The organism is Hydrogenophaga palleronii (genome assembly GCF_031457455.1).
Taxonomy (GTDB): Bacteria; Pseudomonadota; Gammaproteobacteria; order Burkholderiales; family Burkholderiaceae_C; genus Hydrogenophaga; species Hydrogenophaga palleronii_A.
In genome coordinates this window covers 31,511-47,133 of sequence record NZ_JAVDWU010000009.1, presented here as the reverse complement: position 1 = coordinate 47,133, position 15,623 = coordinate 31,511, and the positions used below count along the sequence as shown (strand labels likewise).

Genomic DNA, 15,623 nt, shown 5'->3' with positions numbered 1-15,623 from the left:
GTTCACACCCTCACCACAACGGCTTTGCCGAACAAGCCGGACGGGCGCACCACCAGCACGCCGATGATCAGCACCAGCGCCACGGACAATTTGAGCTCCGAGCCGACCACGTAGGTGCCCAGCAGGTTCTCCAGCACCCCGACGATGAAGCCGCCCACCACAGCACCCCACGCGCTGGCGATGCCCCCCAGCACCGCCGCAGCGAAGGCGTAAATCAGGACGCCAGACATCATGTGCACATCCAGGAACACAACCGGCGCGATCATCATCCCGGCGACCGCACCGATGGCACCGGCGAGCCCCCAGCCCAGGGCCAGCATGCGGTTGACCCGCACACCAACGAGGCGGCTGGACACAGGGTTCTCTGCGGTGGCCCGCATCGCAAGCCCCAGCGGCGAAAAGCGGAAGAACACGTACACCAGTGCCAACATCAGCAGCGTGATGCCGATGGCGCCGATCTGGTGCGGCGACAGCAGGGTGCTGCCGTACCACGTGGATTCGGCGAACGGGCTCGGGAACGACCGGATCGTGTAGCCGAACAGCCAGCCCGCCAGGCTGTGCAAGATGACCAGCAGCGCGACGAACACGACCACGATCGACAGGATCGGTGCGTTGCGCAGGCGCCGGATCAGTGTCATCTCGATGGCCGCGCCCATCGCAAAAGCGATCCCCACGGTCGCGAAGAACGTCGCCCAGTACGGCCAACCCGCCTGGATCAGCATGGAGGCGAGGAAGGTGGAGAACATCGCCATCTCGCCCTGCGCGAAGTTCACGTGGTGCGTGCTGCGGTAGATCATCACCAGGGCCAGCGCCATGCTGGCGTAGATGCCACCGGTGGCCAGACCCGACAGAAGTTGTGAAATGAATTCGTTCATATGGCTTGATCTCCACCCAGGTAGGCGCTGCGCACGGCGTCGTTGCTGCGCACCGCAGCGGCCGTCCCGGCGAGCACGATTCGCCCGGTTTCCAGCAGATAGGCCGTGTCGGCCAGTTCCAGCGCGAGCGAAGCGTTTTGCTCCACCAGCAGGATGGCGACGTTCTGGCTTTCGCGTATGCGCCCCATGATGCGAAAGATCTCCTGCACCATCAGCGGTGCCAGCCCAAAGGACGGTTCGTCCAGCAGCAGCAACCGGGGCCGCAGCATCAGCGCACGCGCGATGGCCAGCATCTGCTGCTCCCCCCCGGACAGCGTGCCGGCCTGCTGGTGCCGCCGCTCCTTCAGTCGTGGGAAGTACTCATAGAAGCGCTCGAAGTCCTCACGCACACCGGCCTTGTCGCGCCGCGTGCAGGCCCCCATCCGGAGGTTCTCTTCTGTCGTGAGCCCCGTGAAGGTGCCGCGTCCGTCAGGAACGTGAGCGACCCCCAGTCGCACAATGTCCTCCGTTGCCATGCCCTCGATGCGTTGGCCCGCCAGCGTGACGCTCCCCTGTCGCCGGATCAGTCCGCACAGCGCGCGCAACGTCGTGGTCTTGCCGGCTCCGTTTGCACCCAGCAGCGCTGTGATGGAGCCTGCGCTCACCTGCAGGTCGATGCCGAACAGCGCACGCGTCGATCCATAACCGGCTTCCAGGCCACGCACATCGAGCAGCAACTCGCTCACGGGTGTACCTTCGCCCTTCGGGCTGCGGTGCGAGCTTGCTTGGGAACGGCCCGGCACGGCGCTCATACAGATGCTCCCAAGTAGGCCTTGATCAGCTCGGGCTCGTCGCGCACGTCCTGCGGCGTACCTTCCGCGATCTTGCGGCCGAAGTTCAACGCGACGATCTTGTCTGACAACGCCATCACCAGGCCCATGTGGTGCTCCACCAGCAGCACCGTGAGGGTGAAGCGTTTCCGGAGCTGACGGATCAGTGCAGCCAGCTGATCCACCTCTTCATGGTTGAGCCCGCATGCCGGCTCGTCAAGCAGCAACAGCTTGGGCGAGGCGGCCAACGCACGAGCCAGCTCGACGCGCTTCTGGGTTCCGAATGGCAGCTGCGCCACGGCCACGTGCGCCACCTCGCCAAGCGCCAGCAGCTCGATCAGTTCGTCCGCGCGCTGTCCCTGTGCAAGCTCTTCGCGCGACACGATGGGCAGGCGCATGGCATGCGCCAGGAAACCCGCTCGCCGGAGGCAATGGGTGCCCATGAGTATGTTCTGGCGCACCGTGAGGCTGCGAAACAGCGCGAGGTTCTGGAAGGTGCGTCCAATGCCAAAGCCAGCCATGCGGTGCCGCGACAGCTGCGCAAGAGCTCGCCCTTCAAACAGGATCTCGCCCTCGCAGTCATACAAACGTGAAAGACAATTGAAGAGCGTCGTCTTGCCAGCACCATTGGGGCCGATGAGGCCACAGATCTCGCCCTGCTCGACATCAAACGAAACGCCGTCGAGCGCGACGACGCCGCCGAAGCGAAGTGTCACGTCTCGCACTTGCAGAAGCGTTGCGGCTTGCCGCTGTCCGCTCGACCCGTCGTATTTCATCCAGTCTCCTGTTCATTCGCTGCCACAGCTGCGGCGCGTCTGTTTGAGCGAAGTCTAGGGAGCGTGTTTGAGCGCGAGAATGGCAGAAACAATGATTTCGAATGGCACTAAATGACTCCGCCCATCACGGCGTGCGGTGCGTGGTCGTGGACACGGCCCGATCGACATGACCTGCGACGAAAGCGGTGGCCGCACCCGCTCACGTTGGCTGGCTCCGCGGAGCAGTGACGTGGCTGGGCAAACACGCGATGCTTCTCGCCATGACGCAAACGCACAAAAGCCAGGCGGATGACTCCCCTGGCTTTTGAAGTGTTTTACGAGCGACGGTGGTGCGGGCTCGTCCGCTCACCGCCCCAGTGACGTGATCGCCGCACGCTGAACAGCTCCCCGGAGTGCTCAGTCAAGCTGACCCTGACACACATACTTGGTGTGCGTGTAGTCATCCAGCCCGTGCGTGGAACCTTCGCGGCCATAGCCCGACTCCTTCACGCCGCCAAACGGAGCCGCCTCGGAGGCGAGCGCGCCTTCGTTGATACCGACGATGCCTGTTTCCAATGCCTCGGCCACGCGCCAGATGCGCCGCACGTCCTGGCTGTAGAAGTACGCGGCCAGGCCGAAGGGCGTGTCGTTGGCCTGCGCCACCACGGTCGCCTCGTCATCAAACACCGCCATCGCGGCGACCGGTCCGAAGGTTTCTTCGCACGAACAGGCCATGCTGGGATCCACCCCCATGAGCACCGTGGGCGCGTAGTAGTTCGGGCCCAGGGCCGTCAGGCGCACGCCGCCGGTGAGCAGCTGCGCGCCTTGCGCCACGGCGTCCTGCACGTGGCGCTCGATCTTTTCCACCGCGCGAGCGTTGATCATGGGGCCGATCTGTGAGGCGGCGTCGCTGGCCGGTCCGACATTGAGCGCTTCAACGCGCGCGCAGAGCTTCTGCGCGAAGGCGTCCTGCACCTTGCGGTGCACGAACAGGCGGTTGGGGCTGACGCAGGTCTGCCCGCCGTTGCGGAATTTCGCGGCCATCACACCGTCGACCGCGGCGTCCAGATCGGCGTCTTCGAAGACGATGAAGGGCGCGTTGCCACCGAGTTCCAGCGACAGCTTCTTGAGCGTGTCGGCGCTGCGCCGGGCGAGGTGCTTGCCCACCGCTGTAGAGCCGGTGAAGGTGATCTTTCGCACGCGGCTGTCATCCAGCCACAGGTCCACCACCTCCGGCGTCTTCTCGCGCGAAGCGGTGACGATGTTCAGCACGCCCGGGGGCACCCCGGCCTCGTTGGCCAGATGCACCAGGGCCAGCGAAGTCAGCGGCGTGTCTTCGGCGGGCTTGCAGACCACGGTGCAACCGGCGGCGAGCGCGGGCGCGATCTTGCGGGCGATCATCGCGGCCGGAAAGTTCCAGGGCGTGATGGCGGCCACCACACCGATGGGTTCTTTCAACGCGAAGACCTTGCGACCGGTGACATGGGCGGGGATGACTTCGCCGTTGAGCCGTGTGGCCTCTTCGCCGAACCACTCGATGTAGCTCGCGGCATAGGCGACCTCGCCCTTGCCTTCGGCCAGGGGCTTGCCCTGCTCGCGCGAGATGAGCTTGCCCAGATCGTCCTGATGCGCCATGACCAGATCGTTCCAGCGCTTGATGATCGCGGCCCGCTGTTTGGCCGGAACCTTTTTCCAGCTGGCGAAGGCCTGGTGGGCGGCGAGCAGCGCCGCAGCGGCCTCTGCCGCGCCGGAGTCGGGCACGCGGGTGATCAGCTCGCCTGTGGCAGGGTCGGTGACATCCAGCGTGGCCTGTGTGGAAGACCATTGGCCGTCAATGAAGTTGGCGCTGCGGATCAGGTCCGCACGTTGAAGGGTCAAAGGCATGGCAGTGAGGAGGTGAGTGGTGAGAGGGGAGTGGAAGAGAGGCGGCGAATCAGGACCCCGCGACCAGCGCCGCGATCGCCTCGCCGACCTGCGTGGTGTTGGCCGTTCCGCCCAGGTCGGGCGTGCGCGGCCCCGTCCGCAGGACTTCTTCGATGGCGGCCACGATGGCGTCGTGCGCGGCGCGGCCGGCGCCCTCACCGCGGGTGAGGAAGTCCAGCATCAGCGCACCCGACCAGATCATCGCAATTGGGTTGGCAATGTTCTTGCCGTAGATGTCGGGCGCCGAACCGTGCACCGGCTCGAACAGGCTGGGGAAAGTGCGCTCGGGATTGAGGTTGGCCGAAGGGGCCAGGCCGATCGTCCCGGTGGTCGCGGGACCGAGATCGCTGAGGATGTCGCCAAACAGGTTGGTGGCGGCCACCACGTCGAAGCGGCCGGGCTGCAGCACGAAGCGCGCAGTGAGGATGTCGATGTGCTGTTTGTCCAGCGTGACCTCGGGGTAGTCCTTGGCCACGGCGTCGGCGCGCTGGTCCCACCAGGGCATGCTGATGGCAATGCCGTTGCTCTTGGTGGCCAGGGTCACATGCTTTTTTTTGCGGCTCTGGGCCAGGTCAAAAGCGAACTTCAAGAGGCGGTTGGCGCCGTGGCGCGAGTACACCGATTCCTGGATGACGACCTCACGGTCGGTGCCTTCGTACATGATGCCGCCGAGCGAGGTGTATTCACCCTCGGTGTTCTCGCGCACCACCAGGTAATCAATGTCGCCGGGCTTGCGCCCGGCCAGTGGGCAGGGCACGCCTTCAAACAGGCGCACGGGGCGCAGGTTGATGTACTGGTCGAACTCGCGGCGAAACTTGAGCAGCGAGCCCCACAGCGAGACGTGGTCAGGCACGGTGGCCGGCCAGCCCACCGCACCGAAGTAGATCGCATCCATGCCCGAGAGCTGGGCCTTCCAGTCGTCGGGCATCATCTGGCCGTGGGCGGCGTGGTAGTCGCAGCTGGCCCATTCAAAGGTGTGGCATTCGAGCTCGAAGCCGAAGCGCTGCGCAGCGGCCTGCACCACACGCAGGCCTTCTGGTATCACTTCCTTGCCGATGCCGTCACCGGCCAGGACGGCGATCCGGAAAATGGGATTCATGAAATGCTTCTCCTTGGTTCAAGTGGCCAGTGCAGCAGCCGCGGGCATGGCGGCATCGCGTTCGTCCAGCCAGCCCTGACGCATCTCTGGCACCGACGCCGCCAGCAACTCGTAGTACGGGTGGTGCGGACCGCGTTCAAAGTCGGGGCGCGCCACCTGGTCGAGCTTGCGGCCGTGCTGCATGACGATGATCTCGTCGCACACCGACTTCACGGTGTGCAGGTCGTGGCTGATGAAGAGGTAGGACACTCCGAGCTCACGCCGCAGGTCGGCGATCAGCTCCAACACGGCAGCACCGACCACGGTGTCGAGTGCCGAAGTCACTTCGTCGCACAGAATCAGGTCGGGCTCGGCGGCCAGGGCGCGGGCCAGATTCACGCGCTGCTTCTGTCCGCCTGAGAGACCGCCGGGCAGCCGTTGCGCGACCGAGTGCGGCAGTCGCACCAGATCCAGCAGTTCGTGAATGCGCTTTTGCAACGCCGGCCCTTTGAGGCCTTTGTAAAACTGCAGGGGACGGGCCAGGATGCGCTCGATGGTCTGCGACGGGTTCAAGGCCGTGTCCGCCATCTGGAACACGATCTGGATCTGCCGCAGCTCTTCTTTGCTGCGCTGGCGCACCTCGGGCTTGAGTGGGCGTCCCTTGAACAAGATGCTGCCTTGGCACGGAGCGATCAAGCCCGCAATGGCGCGGGCCAGCGTGGTCTTGCCGGATCCGGACTCACCGATCACGCCGATGGCCTGTCCCTTGTGGAGCTTGAAGTTGATGTCCTCAAGAATCAGGGATGAGGGTTTGCCTTGCGCATTGAGCGCACCGTACCCGGCCGAAAGCGCATTCACTTCCAGCAGCAGTTCACCCTTTTTCAGATCGGATGCGAGGGGTGCTGGACGGGCCGCAGCCAGCAGACTTTGGGTGTATTCATGGGCGGGGTGGGAAAGAATGCGCTCGGTGGTGTTGACTTCCTGCGCCTGGCCGTTGCGCAGCACGAGGATGTGGTCCGCCATCTGCGCCACCACCGCCAGATCGTGGCTCACGTACACGGCCGTGGCGCGGCGCTCGCGCACCACGCGGCGGAACGCGCGCAGCACTTCGATCTGCGTGGTCACGTCCAGCGCCGTGGTGGGCTCGTCCAGGATCACCAATTCGGGGTCCGTGATGAGTGCCATGGCGGCCATCAGCCGCTGCAGCTGCCCCCCCGAGACCTGGTGGGGGTAGCGCTGGCCAATGGTTTCGGGATCGGGCAAGGCCAGCTCCTTGAACAACTGCACGGCTTTGGCCTCCGCCTGCGCCCGCGTCATGGTGCCGTGAATGCGCGTGGGTTCGACCACCTGATCCATGATGTTGCGCGAAGGGTCGAACGAGGCCGCCGCGCTCTGCGCGATGTACGACACGGTGCGACCGCGCAGCGCCCGCAGCGGCCCCGCGCCCAGCGAAAGCACATCCGTGTCGCCGATGCGCACGCTGCCGCTGCTGATGTGGCAGCCGCGGCGCGCATGGCCCATGAGTGCGAGCGCGGTGGTGGTTTTTCCGGAACCCGACTCGCCAATCAGCGCCAGCACTTCGCCGGGGCGGATGGTGAAGCTCAGCGCATCGACCAGCGTGGCATCGCCCGCACGGATGGTGAGTTTGTCCACAACGACCAGTGAGCCCATTTCAGCGCCCTCCCCGTTCGCGGGCCGCACGGCCCGGCAGATTGTCGATGACCAGATTGACGGCGATCGTCAGACTGGCGATGGCGATGGACGGCGCGATCACCGCGGCGCCGGCATCAGGCAGTGCCTCGATGTTCTCGCGCACCAGTGACCCCCAGTCGGCCTCGGGCGGCTGGATGCCCAGACCCAGGAAGCTCATGCTGGCCAGCAGCAGCACCACATAGACGAAGCGCAGCCCGAAGTCGGCCAGCATGGGGCCGGTGATGTTGGGCAGGATCTCGTTCAGCATCACGTAGGCGGTGCCTTCGCCGCGCGTGCGCGCCACGGTCACGTAGTCGAGCGCATTGATGTTGACGGCCAGCGAGCGCGCGATGCGGTAGGAGCCCGGCGTGTAGATGATGGCCGCCATGACGATGAGCATGGGCACCGACGTGCCGAAGCTGGCCACCATCAGCAGCGCGAACATCTTGCTGGGAATCGCAGTCAGTGTGTCCAGCACGCGGCTGAGCACACTGTCGGTCCAGCGCCCGGTGGCCGCCGCCAGCAAGGCCAGCAGGGTACCGCTGCCGCTGGCCAACGCAGTGGCCAGAAAGGCCACGCCCACGGTGTAGCGTGCGCCTTCGATCACCCGTGCCAGCATGTCTCGCCCGAGGTAGTCGGTGCCCAGCCAGTGCGCGGCGCTGATGGGCGCGAACACCTCGCCGCCGTCGGCGGCGCCGGTCTGCGACAGCAGCGACGGCCCGAAGATCGCGGCCACGGCCCAGAAAAGCACAACGGCCAGACCGATCCAGCCGGTGAGTCCGAAATGGGCCAGTCGCCTGAACCATCGGGACCGGACCGGTCCGTCCTGGCCACTGCCCTGTATGGCGTTGCTCATGGCGAAGTCCTTCATGCGTGCCTCAGACGAGGGTTGGCCACGATGCCGCACACGTCGGCCATGGTGACGAGAAACAGGTAGCCGGCGCAGAACAGCATGGTGCAGGCCTGCACCAGCGGAATGTCGCGCTGGGCGACCCCTTCCACCATCAGCTTGGCGATGCCGGGGTAGTTGAAGATGGTCTCGACGATGATCACGCCGCCCAGCAGGTACGACAGGCTCAGCGCCACCGCATTGGCAATCGGCCCCACGGCGTTGGGCAGCGCGTGCGCGAGCACGGTGCGCATCGGCGAGGCGCCCTTGAGGCGCACCATCTCGATGTAGGGAGCCTCCAGCTGGTCGATCACCGCCGCCCGCGTCATGCGCATCATCTGCGCCACGATCACACAAGTCAGCGTCACCACCGGCATCGCAAAGGCTTGCAGCATCTGGCCCAGGGACTCGATTTCGCTCACATAGGACAGCGCCGGCAGCCAGCGCAGCTGCACCGCAAACACCAGCACCGCCAAGGTGGCCACCAGAAACTCGGGCACCGAAACCACGGTAACGGCGGCGGTGGACATGCTGCGGTCGAACCAGGAGCCGCGCCAGACCGCCGCCGAGATGCCCAGGGTCAGCGCGATGGGCACCGCAAACAGCGCGGTCACCGCCGCCAGCAGGAGCGAGTTCGGCAGCCGGCTTGCAATGAGGTCCACCACCGGCACGCGGGCGGTGGACGACACACCCAGGTCGCCCCGTGCGAGTCCGCCGATCCAGCTCAGGTAGCGCTCGTGCGCCGGACGGTCCAGGCCCAGCTGGGCGCGCAGTTCGGCCACCAACTCGGGTGTGGCGTCCTGGCCCAGCTGTTCCTGCGCCGCGTCGCCCGGCAGCACCGAGGTGATGGCGAACACCACTGTCGACACCGCCAGCAGTGACAGCAGCGCCAGAGCGATCCGCTGTGCCACCAGCTTGAACAGAATGCTGTTCATGGCTTTGTCATCCGCTTCAGGCGGCGTCGTCGAGCCACACGTGCTCGGCGAACGAGGTGCCCATCATCCCGCCAATCGGGATCGGCGACAGGCCCTTGAGCTTCTTGCTGTGGCCGTCCAGGCTGGAGTTGAAGTACGGGATGCCGATGCCACCCTCGTTGTGGATCATCACCTGCATGTCGGCGTACATCTGGGTGCGCTTGGCCATGTCGGTCTCGCCACGCGCAGCCACCAGCAGCTGGTCGAACTTCTCGTTCTTCCAGCCCGCCTCGTTCGTTGGGGAATCGGACTTGAAAAACAGAGACAGCGCGATGTCAGCACTGGGGCGGGCATTGATGTTGCCGAAGCCCACCGGGTGCTTCATCCAGTGCGAAGACCAGTAGCCATCGGCCGGCATGCGCTTGACATCCAGGTTCAGCCCGATCTGCTTGGCGGCGTGCTGCATGACCAGGGCCGTTTCGACCGAGTTGGTCGCGGCCGGCGACGCCACCACAGGGATGGGGGCGCTGCCCAAGTTGGCCTTCTGCAGGTGCCATTTCGCCTTCTCGAGGTCGTAGGCGCGCTGCGGCAGGCCCTTGAAGAAGAAGCGGTTGTTCGAGGCGATCGGCTGGTCGTTGGCCACCACCCCTCGGCCGAGCTGAATGTTCTTGACCAACTGCTCGCGGTTGAACAGGTATTTCATCGCCAGCACAAAGTCGGGGTTGCTGCCCGGACCTCCGTCGCGCCGCATGATGAGGTTGGTGTAGTTGGTGGCCTTGGTCTCGAAAATGGTGTGGGTACCACTGGCCAGCACACGGTTGAGCGAGCGCGGTGACACCGCCACCACCAGGTCCAGTTGACCGGACAGCAGCGCGTTCACGCGCGCCGACTCGTCAGAAATACCGACGAGCTCGATCTCGTCCAGGTAGGGCCGGTTGGGCTTCCAGTAGTTGTCGTTGCGCACCGCGATCGAACGCTCGCCGGGCTTGAACTCCTTGACCTTGAAGGGACCGGTGCCGATGCCGGCGGCGAAGTTGGTGGTGCCGTCCGGAACGATGTGGAAGTGATAGGTGCCCAGGATCACGGGCAGGTCGGCATTTGGCGCGCTCAGGCGGAAGGTCACCTCGTTGGGGCCGGTGGCGGTCACCGATGCGAACTGGTCGGCCAGCACCTTGGCGCGCGAGGCGGTCGCCGGGTCCTTGTGTCGCATCATCGAGAACACCACGTCGGCCGGCGTCAGTGGTTTGCCATCGTGGAAGGTCACGCCCTTGCGCAGCTTGAACACCCAGGTCTGAGCGTCCTGGGTGCTGAACTCCTCGGCCAACTGCGGCTGCGGCGCCAGGTTGCCATCCAGCACGGTCAGGCCGTTGTAGAACATGAAGCCGCGGCAGTAGTCGATGTGGCCGGACTGGCGCGCCGGGTCGAGCGTGTCGTTCACGCCCGAGGAAGAGCTGGCCACCCGGATGCGGCCGCCTTTGCGTGGCGTCTGCGCATGTGCCGTGGTGGCCAGCGAAGCGATGCTGCCGGCCAGCGTGGCCTGCATGCCCCCCGCCGCCAGCATGGCCAGCACGTCGCGCCGGGTGGCACCGCGCCTGAGCGAGTCCATCATGCGCAGGCTCTCGCTGGGACCGACAAGTTGCTTGAATGGGTTGTGGCTATCGCTCATGGTGGTGCTCCGGGTTGAAAAAATAAAAGAGATCGCTGGTCGTCAAAGAAAGCAAAAAGACAAATGAAGGCAAACGGAAAAGGCGGCTGACGGTGGTCTGGCCTTCAGGCCAGGCGGTCCTTGAGCCGGAAGTACAAGCCCACAGCGGGCAAGAACCAAGGTGGCCCGAAGTGGCCAGGAATGGCCGGCCAGTCGCGGCCCTTCCAGGGGTTGGCGCTGGCATCGCCCGCCATCACATCGGCCATGCATTGGCCCATGTGAACCGACATCTGCGTGCCATGGCCGCTGTAGCCCATGGAATAGAACAGGCCGTCGCGTTCGCCCGCATGGGGCAGGCGGTCCTGCGTCACGTCCACCAGCCCGCCCCAGCAGTAGTCCAACCGGACGGGGCCCAGTTGCGGGAATGTGGCCGCCAGGCCCGCGCGCAGCACCTCGCCGCTCGCGGCATCGGAGGTGGGGCTGGAGATGGCAAACCTCGCACGTCCACCAAACACCAGCCGGTGGTCTTCGGTGAGGCGGAAGTAGTGGTGGATGTTGGCGATCGTGGTGTAGGTGCGGCGATGGGCCAGCAAGGCTTGTGCCCGCTCGGCGCCCAGAGGTTCGGTCACCACGATGAAACTGCCGATGGGCACGATGCGCCGGCGCAGCCAGCCAAAGCTGCTGTAGCCGCCGTGGCGCGATGCGCCGGTGGCCAGCAGCACCTGGTTGGCCCGCACCACACCGCGGTCGGTGTGCAGCCGGTGCACCTGGCCTTGCACACGCTCCACGCGATTCACCCGTGTGCCGGTGTGGATCTGTGCGCCCTGTCGCTGCGCCGCCTGGGCCAGGCCGTGGGCAAAGCGCCCCATGTGCATTTGCGCGCTGCGCTTGTAGAGCAAGCCGCCCACGAAGCGCTCGCTCTGCACTTCGTCCCGCACGCGCGCGGCGTCCAGCACCTCCACGTCGGTGTCCACGCCGTCGGCCACGAGCTGCTCGGCGCTGCGGTGCAGCGCGTCCACCTGGTAGGCCTTGGTGGCCAGCTTGAGCTTTCCGTGGCGCAGGAAGTCGCAGTCGATGCCTTCTTCTTGCACCAGGCGTGCCACGCTGTCCACCGCGTCATCGTAGGCGTTGTACCAGGCACGTGCCTGTGCCACGCCCACCTTGGCGGCCACCTCGGCGTAGTCCACCGCCAGCCCGTTGTTCACATGGCCACCGTTGCGGCCCGATGCCTCCGGCGCCACCGTGGCACCGGCTTCAAGCACCACCACCGAGGCACCGCGCTGCGCCAGCTTCAGGGCAGCGGACAAGCCCGTGAAGCCGCCGCCGACAATGGCCACATCCACCTGCGTGGGCAGGGCAGGATTGGCCACGCCAGGCAGTGTGAGCAAGGCGTCGTTCCAGTAGGAGTCGAGCTTCATGATGCTTCGTGGGTTGATAGCGTCGGAATGTGGATCAGAGACCGACCACGCCGGGCAGGCCACCGATGTCCTGGATCTCGGTGTAGCCGTAAGCAGGGCAGCCAGGTCCATGACCGCGATTCACGAACACCTTGTTCTTGATGCCGATATCGTCGGCCGACATCAGGTCGTAGCGCAGGCTGGAGGACACGTGCAGCAGGTCTTCGGGGTTGCAGCCCAGCGAATCGAGCATGTATTCAAAGGCCTTCAGGCGGGGCTTGTAGGCCTGGGCCTGCTGTGCGGTGTACACGCGGTGAAACGGTGCACCCAACATGGCCACGTTCTTCTGGATCTGCGAGTCGTCGGCATTGGACAGGATGACCAGTGGAATTTCCTTGGCCACTTTGGCCAGACCGGCGGGCACGTCGGCGTGCGGGTCCCAGGTGGGCACCGCGTCGTAGTACGCCTGACCGTCGGTATCGAAGTACTGGATCTTCCACTTCTTGCACAGGCGGCGCACGGCGTTCTTCAGCACCACCTCATACGGCTGCCAGTCGCCCAGCACCTCGTCGAAGCGGTAGGCCGAGTAGTCGGCAATGAACTGGTCCATCTGCTCGGGCCGGATGCGGTCGGCAAACAGTTCGCGGGTCATCTCGCCCATGCGAAAACGGGTGAGCGTGCCATAGCAGTCAAAGGTCACATACTTGGGTCGAAAAGTCATGGTTCATTTCCTTGAAAGATCGGTTGCCGACCGTCGCGGGTCGCATCCTTGAATTACTGTTGCGACAGGGTGATGACGAATTGATTGGAGCACCCAACAACGCTCAGTGCGTAGGGAAATGGGGTGGGTCCACGAGACAATGTTGCGCATTTCATGGGGCTTGCCAGCATGTCGTGTGGTTCGCACTGGATATGTGCAGACACCCCTCATTGGTGCGCCGCAGCAAAGTCGATCAGCACACTTTTGAAGCGCAGGTTGGCTTCCACCGCCTGGCGCCCCAGGTCCTTGCCAATGCCTGACTGGTGATACCCGCCCGTGGGAATCACGAAGTCGGCGCTGCGTCCATATCGGTTGATCCACACCGTGCCCGCAGACAGGTTGCGCATGGCGCGCAGGGCACGGCCCATGTCTGCGGTGTGCACGCCCGCTGCCAATCCATAGTGCTCGTGCGCGGCCAGAGCCAGCCCCTCTTCTTCGGTGTCGAAGGTCTGCACCGTGAGCACGGGGCCAAAGATCTCTTCCTGCACCGCCGGGTTGTCGGTGGTCACGCCATCAATCAGAGTGGGCTGGAAGTACGCGCCGCCCGGGCCGCCATCAAACAGCCCCCCGCCGCAACGCAGTTGCGCACCCGCCTCGCGCGCACGATCCACGATGTCCAGGATGCGCGCGGCCTGCGGCGCTGAAATGATGGGCGGCAAGGTGGCTTGTGCGTCCCAGGTGGCGCCAGGGCGCAGTGCCCCGAAGCGCTGCGTGATGCGCTCGACCAGCGCCTCGGCGATGCCGCGCTGCACGATGAGGCGCGAGCCTGCCACACACACCTGCCCGGAATTGCCGGTGATGGCCCCGGCCACCATCGCCGCCAGGCAGTCCACGTCGGGTGCGTCGTCGAACACCAGTTGCGGGCTCTTGCCGCCGAGCTCCAAGGTCACCGGCTTCGGCCCCTGCAGGGCACAGCTGGCCATGATGGCGGCCCCGGTGCGGGTGGAGCCGGTGAAGGTCATCTTGCTGATCAGCGGATGCCGCGTGAGCGCATCACCGGTGGTGCGGCCATCACCCTGCACGATGTTGAAGATGCCTGCGGGCACCCCGGCCTCGATGGCCAGTTCGGCCAGGCGGATGACGGAGAACGGCGTCATCTCCGAGGGCTTGAGCACCACCGCATTGCCCGCGGCCAGCGCAGCACCCACCTTCCACGACACCATGACCAGCGGAAAATTCCACGGCGTGATGGCACCCACCACGCCATAGGGCTCGGCCACCACCAGCCCCAAGTGATCGTGGCGCGTGGCGGCCACCTCGCCGCCCAGCTTGTCGGCGTACTCGGAGAAGAAGCGCAAGCCCTCTGCCGTGAAGGGCACGTCCCAGGCGGTGGCGTCGCGCACGGGACGCGTTGAACACACCGCCTCCAGCGCGGCCAGGCGCTGCACATCGGCCTCGATCAGATCGGCCCAGCGGCGCAGCACCCGCGCCCGCTCGCGTGGGGCGCGGCGCGCCCAGTCGGTGTGGCGCCAGGCCTGCCAGGCGTTTTGCACCGCCGCATCCACCGTGCTGGCATCGGCCACCGGCAGACTGGCGTGTACCTGCCCGTCTGAAGGGCGCCGCACCTCAAGGCGCGCGTTGTCAGGCACCACACGGCCCCCAATGAAATGCCCACTGGAGACGGTGATGGAGAGGGGGTCGAACAACTGCATGGAAGCACCTGAAGAAAGAGGACGAAGAAGGCGTCCGCGAACCCGTTGCCGGGCATCTGCGGGCACTGGCAAAAGCCGTCACCAATGCTAGGGACTAAGCCCCGGCATTTGTGGCTGTAAGAGGCCGCTGCACCGCAGCGAATTGCAAAAGGCAGGGGTCCAACAGACGAAGCTTGCAAGTTGCTGGAAAACCCTTGTTCGCGCTGGTGTGCAGGCGCGATCTCGTCCAAGATAAGCACCAATTTCACCGACAAGAGGATGTCTTTCATGCGATCGATCTCTGCGTTTCCTTCCCTGGATCAGGCCCCCATTGCTGATGACGGCGTGGTGCTTCGCCCCATGACCGAGGCCGATTTGCCGCAGGCCCAGGCGATGTCTGCGGAGTTGCGCTGGCCGCATCGCCCGGTCGATTGGGAACATGTGTTTGCGCACTCGGAAGGCATCGTCGCCGAGCGCGATGGGCAGCTCATCGCCACCGCACTGCGCTGGCGCTGGGGCGAGCGGCACGCCACCGTGGGGCTGATCATCGTGACGCCTGCTTGCCAAGGGCGCCGCATCGGCCACCGGCTCATGACCGCCCTGCTTGAAGGCATGGACAACTGCACCGTGCTGCTGCACGCCACCGCCGAAGGCCGGGGGCTGTACGAACGGCTGGGCTTTGTGCGCATCGGAGAGATCCGGCAGCACCAGGGCGTGGCACTCCCGGCGCCGCTGATCGCGCTGCCTGCGGGCTGGCGCCTGCGTCCCGTCGGCCAGAACGAAGCTCAGGCGCTGCACCGGCTGGACGAAGACGCCCGGGGCATGCCACGACCGGCGCTGATCGACGACCTGCTGGCCCAGGCCGAGGCCTGCGTGGTGCTGGACGACGACGGCACGCAGAAGGGCTTCGCTATTCTGCGCCGCTTTGGTCGCGGGCATGTGATCGGGCCTGTGGTCGCGCCCGATGCCGAAAGCGCCAAGGCACTGATCGCGCATCTGGCGGGCGTGAACGCCGGGCGCTTCACCCGCATCGATATCGACTTCGATTCGGGCCTGGCCGAATGGCTGGAGGGCATTGGTCTGCTGCGCGCGGATGCCCCCACCACGATGGTGCGCGGCGCGCCGCTGCAGCACCCTGAAGGCGCGCCGCGGTTGTTTGCCATCGTTACCCAGGCCCTTGGCTGAAAGGCCGAGAGAACGAGAGAACGAGAGAACGAGAGAACGAGAGAACGAGAGAACGAGAGAACGAGAGGCT

13 protein-coding genes are annotated in these 15,623 nt (G+C 65.5%); 1 reads left to right on the top strand and 12 read right to left on the bottom strand.

Translation table 11 applies throughout. From position 1 onward, the window contains the following. Nucleotides 1–2 precede the first annotated feature (2 nt). The 12 genes from J2W49_RS19040 to J2W49_RS18985 all read right to left on the bottom strand — a co-directional run bounded on the left by J2W49_RS19040 (nt 3) and on the right by J2W49_RS18985 (nt 14,389). Nucleotides 3–875, bottom strand: a complete 873-nt coding sequence (locus tag J2W49_RS19040; protein WP_310320053.1) for a branched-chain amino acid ABC transporter permease — start codon at nt 873–875, stop codon at nt 3–5. Next, a complete protein-coding gene (locus tag J2W49_RS19035) occupies nt 872–1,666 on the bottom strand; it encodes an ABC transporter ATP-binding protein (protein WP_405001052.1) in 795 nt (264 codons plus the stop codon). Before J2W49_RS19035 ends, J2W49_RS19040 begins: the two co-directional genes overlap by 4 nt. Beyond that, nucleotides 1,663–2,460 carry an ABC transporter ATP-binding protein gene (locus J2W49_RS19030; RefSeq protein ID WP_310320051.1) on the bottom strand — a complete coding sequence of 266 codons (798 nt, stop codon included), beginning with the start codon at nt 2,458–2,460 and terminating at the stop codon, nt 1,663–1,665. The genes J2W49_RS19035 and J2W49_RS19030 overlap by 4 nt, the downstream gene beginning before the upstream one ends. A gap of 396 nt (nt 2,461–2,856) precedes the next feature. Continuing rightward, entirely contained in the window at nt 2,857–4,323 is a 1,467-nt protein-coding gene (locus J2W49_RS19025) for an NAD-dependent succinate-semialdehyde dehydrogenase (protein ID WP_310320048.1), read from the bottom strand. 49 nt (nt 4,324–4,372) lie between these two features. Beyond that, on the bottom strand, nt 4,373–5,461 hold the full coding sequence (locus J2W49_RS19020; protein WP_310320045.1) for a tartrate dehydrogenase: 1,089 nt from the start codon (nt 5,459–5,461) through the stop codon (nt 4,373–4,375). Nucleotides 5,462–5,479: 18 nt separating this feature from the next. Continuing rightward, nucleotides 5,480–7,111 carry an ABC transporter ATP-binding protein gene (locus tag J2W49_RS19015; RefSeq protein ID WP_310320043.1) on the bottom strand — a complete coding sequence of 544 codons (1,632 nt, stop codon included), beginning with the start codon at nt 7,109–7,111 and terminating at the stop codon, nt 5,480–5,482. A 1-nt stretch (nt 7,112) separates the two neighbouring features. Then, nucleotides 7,113–7,988 (bottom strand): ABC transporter permease, encoded by an 876-nt coding sequence (locus J2W49_RS19010; RefSeq protein WP_310320040.1) that lies wholly within the window; start codon nt 7,986–7,988, stop codon nt 7,113–7,115. 11 nt (nt 7,989–7,999) lie between these two features. After that, complete coding sequence (locus J2W49_RS19005; RefSeq protein WP_310320039.1) at nt 8,000–8,956, bottom strand: ABC transporter permease; 957 nt, start codon at nt 8,954–8,956, stop codon at nt 8,000–8,002. 16 nt (nt 8,957–8,972) lie between these two features. Further along, nucleotides 8,973–10,601: an ABC transporter substrate-binding protein gene (locus J2W49_RS19000; RefSeq protein ID WP_310320035.1), complete on the bottom strand. Its 1,629-nt coding sequence runs from the start codon at nt 10,599–10,601 to the stop codon at nt 8,973–8,975. 104 nt (nt 10,602–10,705) lie between these two features. Next, the gene (locus tag J2W49_RS18995; protein ID WP_310320032.1) at nt 10,706–11,998 is read right to left on the bottom strand and encodes an NAD(P)/FAD-dependent oxidoreductase; all 1,293 of its coding nucleotides are present in this window, start codon (nt 11,996–11,998) and stop codon (nt 10,706–10,708) included. A 34-nt stretch (nt 11,999–12,032) separates the two neighbouring features. Beyond that, nucleotides 12,033–12,698, bottom strand: coding sequence for a haloacid dehalogenase type II (locus J2W49_RS18990; protein ID WP_310320028.1), 666 nt, complete (start codon nt 12,696–12,698; stop codon nt 12,033–12,035). Nucleotides 12,699–12,904: 206 nt separating this feature from the next. Continuing rightward, the gene (locus tag J2W49_RS18985; protein WP_310320025.1) at nt 12,905–14,389 is read right to left on the bottom strand and encodes an aldehyde dehydrogenase family protein; all 1,485 of its coding nucleotides are present in this window, start codon (nt 14,387–14,389) and stop codon (nt 12,905–12,907) included. A gap of 258 nt (nt 14,390–14,647) precedes the next feature. Between J2W49_RS18985 and J2W49_RS18980 the strand changes: the two genes are divergently transcribed. Then, nucleotides 14,648–15,553: a GNAT family N-acetyltransferase gene (locus J2W49_RS18980; protein ID WP_310320022.1), complete on the top strand. Its 906-nt coding sequence runs from the start codon at nt 14,648–14,650 to the stop codon at nt 15,551–15,553. Nucleotides 15,554–15,623 lie beyond the last annotated feature (70 nt).